The sequence below is a fragment of the Candidatus Cloacimonadota bacterium genome (assembly GCA_011372345.1).
Classification (GTDB): domain Bacteria; phylum Cloacimonadota; class Cloacimonadia; order Cloacimonadales; family TCS61; genus DRTC01.
In genome coordinates this window covers 1-16,139 of record DRTC01000382.1, presented here as the reverse complement: position 1 = coordinate 16,139, position 16,139 = coordinate 1, and the positions used below count along the sequence as shown (strand labels likewise).

The 16,139-nt window shown below is 34.7% G+C and carries 9 protein-coding genes; 8 read left to right on the top strand and 1 reads right to left on the bottom strand.

All coding sequences use genetic code 11. The features are described from left to right. Positions 1-332: 332 nt before the first annotated feature. From ENL20_07495 to ENL20_07460, 8 genes are all read left to right on the top strand, one after another. On the top strand, positions 333-1,466 hold the full coding sequence (locus ENL20_07495) for a T9SS type A sorting domain-containing protein (GenBank protein ID HHE38403.1): 1,134 nt from the start codon (positions 333-335) through the stop codon (positions 1,464-1,466). Between the two features lie 148 nt (positions 1,467-1,614). After that, positions 1,615-3,450 (top strand): T9SS type A sorting domain-containing protein, encoded by a 1,836-nt coding sequence (locus ENL20_07490; GenBank protein ID HHE38402.1) that lies wholly within the window; start codon positions 1,615-1,617, stop codon positions 3,448-3,450. A gap of 139 nt (positions 3,451-3,589) precedes the next feature. After that, positions 3,590-5,680: a T9SS type A sorting domain-containing protein gene (locus tag ENL20_07485; GenBank protein ID HHE38401.1), complete on the top strand. Its 2,091-nt coding sequence runs from the start codon at positions 3,590-3,592 to the stop codon at positions 5,678-5,680. A 186-nt stretch (positions 5,681-5,866) separates the two neighbouring features. Then, positions 5,867-7,276: a T9SS type A sorting domain-containing protein gene (locus ENL20_07480; protein ID HHE38400.1), complete on the top strand. Its 1,410-nt coding sequence runs from the start codon at positions 5,867-5,869 to the stop codon at positions 7,274-7,276. A 127-nt stretch (positions 7,277-7,403) separates the two neighbouring features. Continuing rightward, a complete protein-coding gene (locus ENL20_07475; protein ID HHE38399.1) occupies positions 7,404-11,459 on the top strand; it encodes a hypothetical protein in 4,056 nt (1,351 codons plus the stop codon). A gap of 891 nt (positions 11,460-12,350) precedes the next feature. After that, positions 12,351-13,301, top strand: coding sequence for a hypothetical protein (locus ENL20_07470; GenBank protein HHE38398.1), 951 nt, complete (start codon positions 12,351-12,353; stop codon positions 13,299-13,301). A gap of 248 nt (positions 13,302-13,549) precedes the next feature. After that, positions 13,550-14,545 (top strand): ornithine carbamoyltransferase, encoded by a 996-nt coding sequence (gene argF, locus ENL20_07465; protein ID HHE38397.1) that lies wholly within the window; start codon positions 13,550-13,552, stop codon positions 14,543-14,545. A gap of 181 nt (positions 14,546-14,726) precedes the next feature. Then, positions 14,727-15,479, top strand: coding sequence for a phosphatase PAP2 family protein (locus ENL20_07460; GenBank protein ID HHE38396.1), 753 nt, complete (start codon positions 14,727-14,729; stop codon positions 15,477-15,479). A 275-nt stretch (positions 15,480-15,754) separates the two neighbouring features. On the opposite strand, the gene ENL20_07455 is transcribed toward ENL20_07460, so the two are convergent. Beyond that, the coding region (locus ENL20_07455) for a bifunctional acyl-ACP--phospholipid O-acyltransferase/long-chain-fatty-acid--ACP ligase (GenBank protein HHE38395.1) at positions 15,755-16,139 on the bottom strand (385 nt) is incomplete at its 5' end.

Sequence of the window (16,139 nt, the reverse complement as noted above, 5' to 3'; positions counted from 1 at the left end):
TTTATAAACTATCGGGAGAAAACACCCGGATAATAAAAAAAATGATTTTATTAAAATAAAAATTAATGCTGTTGATTTACTCGGAGAGAGACAATTATTGGATAAAGAAATAACTGTTTAAATCCGCGAAAATCCGTAGCTACAAAAACGGAGGATTTATGAAAAAAACAAAAGTATTTACAGGAATTTTATTATTACTTCTAACATCATACCTTTTTTCTTCAGAAATGTATGTTGTGGGAGAAGTATTCACTGAAACCTGGTGAGGTTATTGTCCGGATGCCCGGGCTGGGCTGTTTCAATTATACAATAATAACGAACGCGTTGTTCCTTTGATCTGGCAGGGAAATGGTAATGACGAAAGTCCTAATTACACTTCCAGAAAAAATTTTTATGGAGTCGGAGGAATTCCTCATGCTCAATTTGGCGGAATTCATGATGTTGTCGGTGGTGGTACTAATATGCTGCCGTTTTATCAATCTAAATATAATATGTTGATCGATCTGGAAAGTCCAGTAGCAATTGATCTTGCATTTTTTATAAATACACAGGGTGAATATATAATTCAGGCAAATGTAGAAGTTACCGGTGATATATCGACAACCAACAATAGAATTCTTTTGATCTTAACCCGTTATATCAGTGACAGTTATTGTGCTTCTGTTGCTACTTATGATGAACAGGCTTTCAATCTAACCTCGATTGGAGAAACAGCTGTTTATGAAACAACTGTGAATTTACAACCGAACTGGAATACTGACGATCTGAAAGCAGTTGCTATTGTTCAAACATGGAATAATGACCCTGCTCCGAACAAACATACGATCCAGCAGGCAGCGATTACCGGTTTCAGCTTTCTTAATCCTGTCTCACCATCAGAGATCGATTTTGGTGATGTTGCTATCGGATCATCAGGAACAGAACAGTTAACGATCACTAATTATTGGGAAAACGAACTTTCAGGATCGATCTTTTCCATACCGAATTTTGAAACTACTGATAATTTTTCAGTTCCTGCTTTTGGAAGTATCGATTTAGATGTCGTTTTCACTCCCATAACAGAGATGGATTATCAAGGTGATATTATCATCACGACCAGTAATGAAAATTTCCCGGTTGTTTATGTAACTGTAATAGGTTCAGGTTATGAAGATTCCGGAATCGATGATGAATATCAAAGCAATACTTCACAACTTATTGGAAATTTTCCGAATCCGTTTCAATCTTCGACAACGATTTCTTATCAACTATCATCAAATATAACAGAAAATCCTGTCATCGAGATATTTAATATCAAAGGACAACTTGTGAAAAAATTTTCAAATTTACCTTTACAAAACAATAAAGGTTCTCTCGTTTGGAATGGTGAAGATTTTAAAGGAAGTGCTGTTTCCAGCGGAATCTATTTCTTACGCTTTAAGGGAGAAAAGAAATCATCTCTAAAAAAGATGATTTTGACGAATTGATCGATTTTCCCACAGAAGTGAGGATTTACAGAATTAGATGGAAATTTATCATTTAGGAAAATATCTGGAATGTTATTTGTGAAAAATTCTTGCTGGAACAGCATTATTTATGTTTTGTTATTTCCAAAAAGTTTTTAAAGGAGATTAGATGAAAAACATCATTTTATCCGTACTGCTGGTTTTAATTCCAGCCCTGATCTGTGCAGAAACATTTCTCACAGAAGAATTTGATACAGGAATTTTTCCACCCGAAGGTTGGAGCATTGATGATCATAGTTCAAATTGGAACGCAAATAATACCAATAATGCCGGGGGAGAAATTCCGGAGGTAAGATTTTCCTGGTCACCACAATTTAACAATACTTCCAGATTGATTTCCAATACAGTGGATTTAACTGGAGTGGATAATATCTCTTTAGAGTTTAAACATAATGTCGATCATTATCATCTTGGATATACTCTGGGAGTTGCAACCAGGATTGGAGCAGGAGAATGGAATTCCATCTGGGAAATTAATCCGGTCGCTTCTGTTCCTGCAGAAACTGTTATTCTTATTCTTGAAGATTATGAATATTCCGATTTCCAGATATGCTGGTATTTTTTTGGTGATTCTTACAATATAAACTATTGGTATATCGATGATATCTATCTTTACAGCAATCTTGAGCACGATGTTGCAGTAACCGAAATCATTCTTGATCCTCAATATGAACCGGGAACGGAGATCATTCCCAGAGCATATATTGAAAACAATGGATTAAATACGGAAACTTTTGATGTAACCTGCGATATCTTAGCAAATGAAAATTTACTTTATTCTAATACACATTCTCCTATTACAATTGAACCAAACCAGGAACAATTAATTTCTTTTGATCCCTATATATTAGAAAATGAAAATGAACTGTATAAAGTCGAGATCTATACAAATTTAACAACTGACATGGATAACTCAAACGATCTGCTTAGCAAATACATCAATACTTATACTAATGAAAGAAATATGGTTATCATGGAAACCGCAACCGGAACCTGGAGCGGATATTGTCCGGGAGCAGCAATGGGAGCTGATGATCTGGTAAATAACGGTCATGATGTTGCCGTTGTTCAGTATCATTCCGGTGATGATTATGAAAACCCTGCAAGCAGTTCCAGGATCAATTATTATTCAATTGCATCATACCCGACAGCAATTTTCGACGGTATTGAAAGGAATACTGAAGGAAGTCACAATCAGAGTTTATACAGCAGCTATCTGCCGATTTATAACCAGCGGAAAGCGATCAATACTGCTTTCCAGATAGAAATACTCAGCGATAGCACATATTATCCTTACTTTAATATTGATGTTCTTTTACAGAAAACAGCTCCGATTTCTTATGAAAATCTTGTTCTGCATGTAGTGTTAACTCAATCCAACATCATGACAGATTGGCAGGGACAGGATCATTTGAATTTTGTTGAATATCAAATGCTTCCGGATGAAAATGGATCATTTATAAATTTTTCTGATACTGATTCACTGAGTGTTCCCTTTAATTTTTATTTTTTTGAGACTACAGAGGATTTTGAATTGGTCGCTTTTATCCAGGATGCTGAGACTAAGGAAATTCTGCAGGGAACAAAAGTTCCTGTAACTGATTTAGAGACTTCGATCAATGAGATAACAACTTCAAATATCAAAACCAGACTTTTAGGAAATTATCCCAATCCATTTATTATCGGTGGTTTTGAGCAGATTGGAACTTCAATCTCATACCAGCTTGATGATAAATGTAATGAAAACTCATCTATCAAGATCTTTAACATTAAAGGACAATTAGTAAAAGAATTTAAGGAGCTTCCCTTAAATAATAATACAGGTTCTGTTTGTTGGAATGGAAAAGATAAAAACAACCGACCTGTCTCTACCGGGATCTATCTTTACAGATTAAATAATAAAGATTTTTCGATGACTAAAAAAATGTTAATAATAAAAAATTAAAATGGAGGAAAAAATGAAAAAGGTAAGTTTAATTTTAGGATTACTTCTTTTGACAACATTTATTTTTGCCACTCAAATGAATGTCGTGGGAGAAGTATTTAGTTCTGCTAGTTGAGGAAGTTGTCCGACAGCAAGGGACTTGCTGTCTCAACTTTACGATGCTCATGAAGATTTGATCCCATTAGTTTGGGATACTGGAGATTCTTGGGGAAATAGTCGATATTGGTGGTATCCGGGAAACGGATATGTTCCCTGGGTCATTGTCGGTGGAAATATTGAGCCGACATGGAATAATTATACTTCTTACAACAATGCATATAACCAAACTTATTCGGTCAGTAGTCCACTTGATATGAATTTGGAAATGTCAATGACAAGAGATGACTTGCTCCTTACTGCAAATATTGAGGTAACAGAGGATATCACATCAAGCAATAATAAAATATTTTTTGCAATTTCAAGATTTGTAGAAAATGCTCAAGCTGATTATGTAAATAAAGTGGTTGCTTATTCAGGAGAAACAGACTTTACTTTAACTGATGTTGGTCAAACACTGGAAGCAGAATATTCTTTTAATCTTGATCCGGATTGGGATTTAGCTGATATTAATGCGATTGCCATCATTCAATCATGGACAGGAACCAAAGATATTCTGCAAGCAGCTTCAACTTCTTTTACCGGATTGTTGCCGATGTTCAGTTCGAATGTAACTGAAGGTCCAGCGAACTTATTTGTTCAATTTTCTAACAACTCTTTCCCTCAAACCGGAATCGATCTTTTTGAATGGGATCTTGATGGAGATGGAGAAATAGACAGTAATGATGAAAATCCTTTTTATATTTACGACACGCCCGGAACTTATGATGTTACTTTGAGGATCACAGTTGATGGGGAATCTGCTGAATCTACTCTGGAAGATTATATTACAGTTACAGATGGCTCTGATATTTCCGGAAATCTTTCAGGTTCCTGGTCAGCGGAAAATAGTCCATATATAATTAATGGAAATGCAGAAATTGCTGCGGGAGATTTTTTAACTATCGAATCCGGCACAGAGATTATTGTTAATAACAGCAGTATTACGGTTTACGGACTTCTTGCTGCAGATGCACAGGATGCGGAACCAATAGTTTTCAGTTCTGATAATAGCTGGTTCGGTTTCTTCTTCAACAATACTGAAGAAGATAATGTTCTAAACAATTGTTTGATATCGGGATCTTCCGCAAGTGCGATCGCTATCGATGATGCGAAAGCGGATATCATCAATTGCAGGATTTTTAATAATACCGGAACTAATTCAGGTGCGGCTATTGATGTCAGCAATACAGATGATGTATTGATCCATAATAATGTGATCTCAAATAATTCAAATGTTGGAACAGCAGGAGTTATCAGATTTACAAATTCGATTCCTACAGTAACGAATAATATTATTGTAAATAATTCCGGAACAACCGGTGGAGTTATCTGCATAAAAAGCGGATCAGATGTAACTTTCCTGAACAATACGATCGCGAATAATTACTGCGAATCCGGGATGATCTTTGCTTTTAATTCAACTCCTGTTTTTAAAAATTCTATCATCATCAATATAGGAGAGATGTTTACTCTTATCAATAGTGAACCTGTTGTTGTATATTCATGTATAACCGGAGGTTTTGGTGGTTTAGGGAATATCGATGTTGATCCGTTATTTAGAAATCCGACCGACGGAGATGGTCCTGATTATGACGGACTTTCTGCGTTATGGCATTTACAGTCAGGTTCTCCCTGTATCGATGCTGGTCATCCTTCCTCATCTTATAATGATGTAGAAGATCCTGAAAATCCTGGTTATGCTCTATATCCGGCAATGGGAACATTATTAAATGATATGGGAGCATTCGGCGGACAAGGTTTTGCTGATTTTGTTGGGATCGAGGATGATGATCAAATTAATGAATTGATTATCCAAAACAGGATAAATGTTTATCCGAATCCTTTTAATGCATCTTCCCAAATCTCATTGCAGCTAAATTCGGATGACAAGAAACTTCCTGTTACACTTGGTGTGTACAATGTTAAAGGACAGTTAGTTAAGACAATTTTGGATAACAGCATCATCAATGAACAAATCTTGAATTGGAATGGAAATGACAATACCGGAAATAGAGCAGCCAGCGGAATTTATTTCCTGAAATTGGAAACAAATTCTACAACTAACTTGAAGAAGGTCATGCTGATTAAATAAATAACTTCCGAATGTTTCGATTTATCGAGACTTCGGAATGCTAGACTGAACATATCAATCATAAAAGCCGGAGTAATAATATATCATGCATTTTAGCTTCGGCTTTTTCTTATTGGTTTAAGAAAAAAATAAAATTGTCCTTGCCAACTTTATATCATTTCATTCTTTTGGATTGAGGTTAATATAATGAAAAGAAAAACAGTTTATTTATTTATTTTACTAACAATTATAAACATATCTTTATCTTCTTGGGTAAGTCTGATCGAAACAGAAGTAAATGATCATTCTATGGGAATAGAGCAAACTATTGATGGGAACTATATCGTATTTGGAAAGATTTATGAAAGTATGAATGAGCATCCTGAAAATGTCTTTTTTTTAATGAAAGTTGACATTGAAGGGAATATGCTATGGCAGGAGTTTTTAGGAGGAGAATTTGCATGCAATGGAGGAGATATAAAAGTTGCACCTGATGGTGGTTTTATAATTGGTGCTTCCAGAACAGCATATATGTATTCTCATATATACATAGCAAAAACAAATCCTGATGGAGAGTTAGAATGGGAAAACACATTTGGACAAGAAGGACATTCGACAGGTATATCTGTAGCTTGTACAAATGACAGTGGTTATATAGTTACAGGATACACTTCGTTAGATCAAAGAGATAGGAACTTTTATACTATCAAAGTTGATGAAAATGGAGAAGAGGAGTGGTTTAATATATATGATACAACAACATCTGATTACGGGAAAAGTATCTCAACTACAAATAATGGAGAATTTATCATCTGCGGAGAAATTAATGGTGATATTGGATTAGTAAAGATAAATAGTATCGGAGAAGAAGTATGGCGAAACAACTATGGTGGTACGGATTTAGATAGAGGTTATGATGCCGTTCAAACAGGAGATGGCGGATTTATTGCTATTGGTAAAACTCATTCTTTTCCAACAGTACCTGGCCTATATGATGCTTATTTAGTAAAAACAGATTCCGAAGGTAATGAAGAATGGTACAGAACATATAATGGAGATGAAGCAGCAGAAGGAAAAAATATTTTTCAAACAATTGAAGGAGGATATATTTTTGCTGGTAACTCAGGAGTTTATACTTCATATATTGTTAAAACAGATGAAGACGGTTTTGAAGAATGGGAAACATATTATACATATGGAGATTATCCACAACCAACAATCGATATGTGTGAAGCTGTGGATGAAGGTTATGTCATCTGCAGTTCATATTATGGAAATGTTTTATTAATTAAACTTGATAATAATGGGAATGTCTCTATTGAAGAGAATATTATTGAAAATAATAAAAAAGAATTATATTGCTTTCCAAATCCTTTCAAATATAATACAAATATTTCATTTTCACAAAATATCGAATATATCTGTAATGAAGAATTAATTATATATAATATTAAAGGCCAGAAAGTAAAAAAGTTTTTAAACATAAAAAACAAATCTTCAGTAATATGGAATGCTAAAGATGATGAAGGAAAAGATGTTTCACCGGGCACATATTTATTCCAATTAACTACAAAAAACAGTAATAGTGAAGTAAAAAAAATGATATTATTAAAGTAAAAAGGAGGATCGTATGAGATATTATGTAAAGTTATTGCTCTTGTTAGCGGTTGTTTTAAGTAATGGGGTTATTGCAGGTGAATGGATAGGATTTCAAGGTGGTCTTCAGTGACAACCGGAACTAACAGTGTTAAACTCTGACGATTATAAAACAACAATAAGTTGTGAAATACCTGGATTTTTAAAAGAAGAGATAGAAGCAGAAGGGATTGTTTGGGATAAGTTAAAATTTGTAAATCATCATGCATTAGGCAAATCGGGAGATCCATTAGTACCAAGAATCTGGGAAAAAATAGCAATCCCGGCAGATACTGATGTACAAATAAATATATTATCATCAGAATATATTATTCTCACTGATTATAACCTTTATCCTTATCAGTCTATATTTGGAGATCAAACTCCTATTTTTCAGCAAGATATGGATATTTACAATACTAATCAATATTATCCGGAAAATATAATTATCAAATCGGATCCTATGATAATGAGAGATTATAGGGTCGTTGAAATAGAGTTTTCTCCAATTCAATACAATCCTGTTACCCATGAACTTAGAGCATATTATCAAATAGAATTTGAACTATTATATAATGGATATTGCGGAATTAACATATTAACTGATACAAGAGATAGTATTCCGGAAAGAATGACATATCTTTATAAAAAAAGTATCCTAAATTATGATTTTGTAAGTAAAGAAATAAGAACTGATACTCAGAAAAGAATAATATTTATTGGATGGGAAGGATATACTGATTGTTTATCTGAATTAAAAAGATGGAAAAAGAAAAAGGGATATGATATTGTATGTTACGATCACAACGGAGCAGATCCTGAAAGTATAAAGGATTATATATCATCTTGGTTCAGTATATGGTGGGATACCTATGTAATATTAGTAGGAGATCCTTGGGATCCCAACAATTCTCGAAGAATTCATTATGGTGTTGTAAATTCACTTCTTTTTCCAGGTACAAATTTTCCATCTGACCATTATTATTCAACAGTTCACGGGACTGATTTCTTACCGGACATAGGAGTAGGAAGAATATCACCCAGAAAAACTTATTATGATGATGTATATGCACATGATTATGTAAAAGATTATAGTAGTTACGAGGAGTCTTTAACAAATTATGCTCAAAAAGTAGTTGATTATGAAACAAACCCATATCAGGAAGAAGATTGGTTCCACAATCTTACATTTGCAGCAGGTCAGTATCAATATCCAGGTGATCAGTATTTTGAACAAGCTAAAGAAGACTGCTCTGAAATAGTATATTCTACATTTACAATAAATAGTCAATACGGAAATGATGAAGAAGTAAACAACGAAACATTAATAAATGCAATTAATGAAGGATGCATAATCTGGAATTTTGCAGCACACGGACAAACAAGCAATTGGACAGGATGGGCAAGTCAAGGGTTATTCGGTTTAGAGCATGCAGACCAATTAACAAACAACGGATTGCCGGTTGTTTACAGTATTGCCTGCCAGACTGGATATATAGACTATAATGTATCTATAAGTGAATTCCTTCTAAACAAACAGTCATCCGGAGCAATTTCTTTTCTGGGATTTAGTTCCGAACTTCTCATAAGCATGATTCCTGAAATCGATATAAGATTGATGGAAGCAACTTTTGATCCATATAACAATGATGAACAATACATTATAGGAGATATAAAGGATTATATGAATTATAGGTTGGAAGGTGATGATGAAGAAGTACATGATGTAATAAACAAATCAGCTATAGTAGGTGATCCAACACTTGAAATATGGACAAGTGAACCTTGTAATATCGGCATACCTAATATAAATTTTGACGATGATTATATTCAGACAACTTACAACTCAATTGTAACTTTTATAGGAGTTGATGATAGTTTTTACGAAGTTGTTCAGACCACAGGTACAAATAACATTGCACAATGCTCTTATGACATAGAACCTTTAACAGATATAAATGTTACAAAACATAATTATATACCATATCAAAGAACTCAAAACATTTCTGGTTTACATTGGTTTTTAGACGAGAACTGGAATGATGGGATTTATAGAGTTTCTGAAGGTTCCTGGTTAGCCATCTGGTATAGTGAAATTGACATAAGCAATAATTCAGCTTTATTCATTGATGGAGGTGAATTAAATATTTTTGATTCAACAATTAATATTATAAATGGAGAATTGTATATCAAAAATGGAGAATTAACAGTTCAAAATTTAACCATAAACATAAGTGATGCAGGCAAATTAATCATAAGTGATTCAGAAATAGATGTAAATAATCTTAATATTAATGCTTCAAATGACATTAATATTTCAAACAGCAATATTAGTGTAAACGATTACTCTAACATTAATTTACAAAATGACGCTATGATGGAAATATCAAATAGTAATATTGATTTAACGGATTCTGATATTTATTCAGATTTTGAAATAGATGATAGTAGTTCTTTAATCTTTAGTGAATCAGAAATAATTACAAACAATATTGAAATAAAGTGTTGGGGAAATATTACTTTATCAAATAGAAGCTTATTTATGTTAAATAATACTTCAATATTACGTTTATTTTCCGGAGCAACATTATATAGTTCTGAACATGCAATTTGGGACGCAGAGGAAAATGAAATACCAGGAGACAGGATAATTTTCAATGATTCTGATTTTGATGTATTTGCTACTCAAGGTCCTGAAAATAGAGTATTCATTGGTTGTATTGGTGACGAATATTGGGATGGTATTGAGATCAGTAATAATCCAGTAACAAGTTTTATTAGAAATTGTGAAATTTCTAATATTGATCATTTTTTAATAAAAGATACTCAAATTCTTTTCGAAAATGGATGCACTTTTACAAATTCCGGTCAATTAAGAGCTTATAATTCTCGTTTAACTTTTAATAACTCGGAGTATACTAACAATTTAGGACCTATTAGTACATATGGCTGTTTCCATCAAATACTTGAAAGTAATATTTCATATAATGAAGGAGGGGGATTACATATTAACTATTTTAATGAAGAACCTGGATATAATACCATCAATGATAGTTTCATAAATAATAACACTGGAACTGGTCTTTACATTTACGATAGTATAATAAGATGTTTTAATACTGAAATCGAGGGGAATACATTTGGTGTATTCACTACAGGTAACGAAAACAGGGCAGTTTTTGCAGGAAATATAATCTCGAATAATAACGATGCAGAATTGATATCTGTTTACAGTTGTTTTGCTGACTTAACAACATTTATTAACATGGTTGATGTTAATGAGATTTCTGATGATAATTACAATCCTGGCAGTTATGATCAGTATTTACTAATGAGTCTTGGGTGGGACGGTGGAGAGCAACATGATATATGTAATGGAGACACATGTAATAATATTGATGACTCAGATACTGCTCGTTTTTATCCCAGTATCGCTGCTTTTGATTTTACCCCAGGCAGACCACCAGAAAAAACGATATTTGAAGAAGGTATAATCAAAACATTTGAAGAAAATTATGAAACAGCAAAAATTGACATGAAGGAAGTTATAGATAATTATCCTGAAACAGAAACCGCAGCTTTTGCTTTCCAGTGGTTATCTTGTTTAGAAAAACTAAGTGGTCAAAATTACCAGTCGTTGAGAGAATATCTTGAAAATGTTAATTTAAATCTATATCCTAATTTAGAATTACCAAAAGAAAAAGCAATAACATCTTCATATATGAATGAAGAAGATTATGAAACTGCAATATTAAGATATGAAGAATTGATTAATAATCCTCCTTCAGTACTAGATTCACTTTTTGCTTTAATAGATGAAGGATACTGCTACCTGAAGCTACAAGAAACAGGTGATCGTTCATTACCAGAAGAATGTACTTTCAAACCAAAATCCTTCGAGGAACATGCTTTAATATCGAAAAACTTAATATCTGAATTTTTAGAAGAGACTTTTAATGATGAAAATGAATATCAGGATATAAACGATTTTGTTTTATATAGCAATCATCCCAATCCCTTTAATCCTAGAACTACAATTTCTTATGCTATTCCTCAAAAAAGCAAAATTGAGATTTCAATCTACAACATCAAAGGTCAGAAAGTAAAGACCCTGGTAAACGAAGAAAAAGAAAGAGGAATCTGGAAAGAAGTCTGGAATGGATAAGATGATAATAATAAAACCGTATCCTCCGGTGTTTACCTGTATAAATTAAATGTCGATGGCAAGACCAGAGCAGTGAAGAAATGCTTGATGTTGAAATAACCCCTTTGTATTTCCCCTTATGAAGGGGAATTAAATGGATTTTTTGAGATTTAATCTACACACCCCGTGACTAAAGTCGCACCCCTCTCAAGAGGGGATTATGAAAGATTCCGCTCTAAACAGCCGCAAAATCACTCTGCGGCTGTTTTTTATTGATCAGACTATCACAAGACATATTCCGTAATATATATGAGCTATTCTATAGAGATCATGAGCATCTCTATAGTATTCTTGATAAAAATAAACCTTTAACTTAAAAAATATATTGAAAGGTTTTTCAATTTTAAAATATTATCGCTTTGTTCTGAAATGTTGATTTGATTATTTGTCATCTCTGTAACAGAGTTTGAAATTTATAGATCTTTTATAGCAACATAAATGACATTGTAGATTTTATAGCAAAACTATTCAAAGAAATAGCATAATTTCTCAATGTCTCTGCTTAACTCCTCAAAGAGACTGCTCAATTCATCAAGGAAGCTGCAAGACTCCTCAAAGAGACTGCAAGACTCCTCAAAGAGTCTGCTCAATTCATCAAAGAAGCTGCAAGACTTCTCAAAGAGACTGCTCAATTCATCAAAGAAGCTGCAAGACTTCTCAAAGAGACTGCTCAATTCATCAAGTAAGCTGCAAAATAGATTTTAATATTATCAAGACTGTTTTATCCTGTTTTGTTGATGATGGATTAATGCAGTATATATAAATTCACATTTCCAAACAGGAGTTTGGGAACGAGATGAAACCAAAAAAAAAGTCCGGCTTCATTACATTTCGCCGCGACAAGGAGGAAAAATGACGATCAAAGACATCAAAAGGATCTTTGCCATGTCAGATGCCAATATGCTTCAAATTGCGTATTACATCTACGACTGCCTGGTGCATGACCTGGTGGATTTCACTGCTTTTGCTGCCAAGTTCACGCAGTTATTTGCGGATGCTTTCCTGGCAGCGATCCAGACTGCCCAAAACGCTCCCCAGGATAACCAGATCATAGACATCCTGGCACAGAAAACAGAAGCAGTGAACATCGCAGTGGATGACTACCGCACCTTGATCAAAAAAATGTGTTTCTTCCTGGAAGAAGCATTTAAAGACAAGTTGCATATCCTGAACGAATTCGGTTTTAACGACTACCAGGGAGCACGCTCTTCTCAAACAGAAATGCAGAGATTTATGCTGGTTCTGATCAATGCTGCTGCCAAATACACCGCAGAATTGATCGCTGCCGGATTCGATCAAACCATGATCGATAATATCCAGGCTAATTATGACAAACTGCTTGCTGCCGACCGTGACCAGGAATATTATAAAGGCGAGCGTCAGGCTATCACCCAGGACAGGATCATCAAAATGAATAGTGCCTGGGATTATGTGCTGAATGTCTGCAAAGCCGGCAAGATCATTTATATAGATAATCCTGCCAAATATAAGCAGTATTTATTATATGAAAACCAGTCCGGCTCCGGCTCCGATATTCATACCGGCAATGTTCCGCCTGCTCAAACCGCAATTATCCTGACGGAAGGGATCACTCCAACAACCGTATTTGGATTGGAAAATACCGGACCGACTACTTTGAAGTTCTGTCTTGAAGACGATGAGAATCCCTGTTCTTCGGGTGTGTCCGTGGATGCCGGGGATGAAAGGACCATCATTGCCAATGACCTGGGCAGCGGAACCATCCTCAAGGCAACTAACTTGAGCGATACAGAGGAAGGATCGTTTAAGGTAACGGTTTCGTAGTTATTTTGGAGTACATTAATTATTTAATGTAAAGCGACGCAGTCGCTTCCTGATGGAGATTTGCAGGCAATTCTAAAATGGAGATTTGCAGGCAATTCTAAAAGCAAATATAATTGTTTTAAGAAAAAATAGCAGAACAAGTTCTGCTCTACGAGAAGCGGGGAAATTTCCCCGCTTTTTTTTGATAAAATTCTTGCTCAAAAAAGCTGTTTTTTAATCTTTGGCAAAAATATTTTTTAGGAGAAACAATGCCTTATAATTTAAAAAACAGGAATTTCCTGACTTTATTGGATTATACTCCCAAGGAAATCGAGTTTTTATTGGAACTTTCTGCTGATCTGAAAAAAGCAAAATATACCGGAACCGAGCAGCAGCTTCTGAAAGGAAAGAATATCGCTCTTATATTTGAGAAAACATCGACCCGAACCAGGTGCGCTTTTGAAGTTGCTGCTTTTGATCAAGGAGCTCGGATAACTTATCTCGGACCGACCGGAAGCCAGATCGGACATAAAGAGACGATGAAAGATACAGCGAGAGTTCTGGGACGAATGTATGACGGGATCGAATATCGCGGATTTGGACAAAAGGTTGTAGAGGAGCTGGGAAAATATGCCGGAGTTCCGGTTTGGAACGGTCTCACAACCGAATATCATCCAACCCAGGTTCTCGCTGATTTTCTGACAGCCAAAGAACATCTGAAAAAACCTTATCAGGAAATGGTTTTCGTTTATGTAGGTGACGGCAGAAATAATGTCGCAAATTCACTTCTAATTGGCGGTGCAAAACTCGGAATGGATATCAGGATCGTTGCACCTCCTGAACTGCTGCCGGAAGATAAATTGGTAGAGAAATGTGTGGAAATTGCAACTAAATCAAAAGGTAAAACAAATATAACCGACAACATCGATATCGGTGTCAAAGATGCTGATGTGATCTACACGGATGTCTGGGTTTCGATGGGAGAGCCGAAAGAAATCTGGGAAAAAAGGATAAACCTGCTCAAACCTTATCAGGTAAATTCCGAATTGATGGAAAAAACCAGTAATCAAAATACGATATTTATGCATTGTCTCCCTTCCTTCCACAATACAGACACCAAGGTTGGCAAAGATATTTTCGATAAATTCGGGATTACTGAAATGGAAGTTACGGATGAAGTCTTTGAAAGTGAAGCTTCTGTTGTCTTTGATGAAGCGGAGAATCGGATGCATACGATCAAAGCTGTGATGGTTGCGACACTATAACTCATCCCCTAACCCCTTCTCTTGAGAAGAGAAGGGGAATTTTTAAAGGAATAATACATTTAGATTCATTGTTTCTGATGTGATGATCAAAGTAAAGATAATACGATTATATTCCCAAATAAAATTTGGGAATGAGAAAGTCCCTCTCTTTTTAAGAGAGGGATTTAGGGTGAGTTAATAATTGAAAAAAACCTTATTATTACTTTTTTTCTTATCAAATATTTTATTATTCTCGCAAACCTTTAAAGTAAATAAACTCAATTCCAGTGCAATTTTATCTTCAATGGTGATTTTGGATTTGAGCAACAATTACTTTGATGAAAAGATGCTTCCGGATTTGAATGAAAATGACATCAACACTCTTTCCAAAGACGATGTTCCCTTTTTTGACAGGATCGCTTTCCAACCTTATTCAGTAAAGCTAAAAGACTGGAGTGACTACACGATCTACCTGACAATCGGTTCGACTCTTTTCCTGACTTATGACAAAGAATACTGGAAAGACAACCTGGTTGTACTCGGTGAAATCCTCATAACGCAATCAGCAATCGGAAAATGGACAAAAACTTTAACTCATCGTAAAAGACCATTTGTCTATGATGAAAATATTTCTTTGGAGAAGAAGATCGCTAATAATAGTCAGCATTCTTTTTATTCTCTGCATAGTTCGACCGCTTTTGCTGCTGCTACTTTTGGTTATTTTTATTATCTCGATAATCAAGGAAAAAATTATTTTATTGCTTCCTTATTGTTTGGATCAGCAACTGCAACAGCATGTTTACGGGTTGCATCTGCTAATCATTTCCCGAGTGATGTAGTAGTTGGAGCGATTATGGGAAGCGGGATCAGTTATTTGATATGTAAATTCCACCATTCCGAGAAGATACAATGGAAATTTGGATTAAATGATATCAGGGTTTCATATCTGTTTTAGTTTTATGGTGAAGCTATTTGATCTAATCGCATTTTGCTGAGGTTATCTTCTTAAATTTCTTGATCAGAACTTTAGCAAAGAACTTAGAAACAAACCATTCACTTTAGTGAATGGCAGAGAAAATGAGAACAACCCCGTTCTGAATTCATTCAGCACATTTTCCGACTGAAGCCGGAAATTCGTGTCGAGTTTCTGTCTTTTCCAACGAATAAATTCGTTGGTTATTGTTTAATCTTTTATTATCACAAAAAAGTGTGCTTTCATTAATCGTCAATTCAGGTATTCTTCAATTCCTTAATTCCGTTCTCTTGCATATCTCGGCAGATCTTTTCAACTTCTCTGAAATTCACTTTCCCGCTTCCCATCATAGGAATGTTCTCGATAAAATAAATATCTTTGGGAACTGCTATCGAGTGTAATTCTTTTGCCATTTGTTTAAGAATTTTTTTGCGATCGATTTCGCTGGTAGCAATCGCTGCCACAATATCTGCTCCTTTAGTAGGATTAGGAACATCGACCACACAGCAAACAGAATCTTCGGGAAGCAGATTTTCCAGAACACTTTCTACTCGAACCAGTGAGACCATTTCTCCGCCAACTTTTACAAATCTTTTCAACCTGCCTCGATGCCAGAGAAAACCATCTTCGTCGAGAACTCCC

Excerpts from the sequence above, each read along its gene's own strand:
- ENL20_07470 (HHE38398.1), top strand. The coding sequence starts at position 12,351 with ATGACGATCAAAGACATCAAAAGGATCTTTGCCATGTCAGATGCCAAT.
- ENL20_07480 (HHE38400.1), top strand. The coding sequence starts at position 5,867 with ATGAAAAGAAAAACAGTTTATTTATTTATTTTACTAACAATTATAAAC.
- ENL20_07490 (HHE38402.1), top strand. The coding sequence starts at position 1,615 with ATGAAAAACATCATTTTATCCGTACTGCTGGTTTTAATTCCAGCCCTG.
- argF (HHE38397.1), top strand. The coding sequence starts at position 13,550 with ATGCCTTATAATTTAAAAAACAGGAATTTCCTGACTTTATTGGATTAT.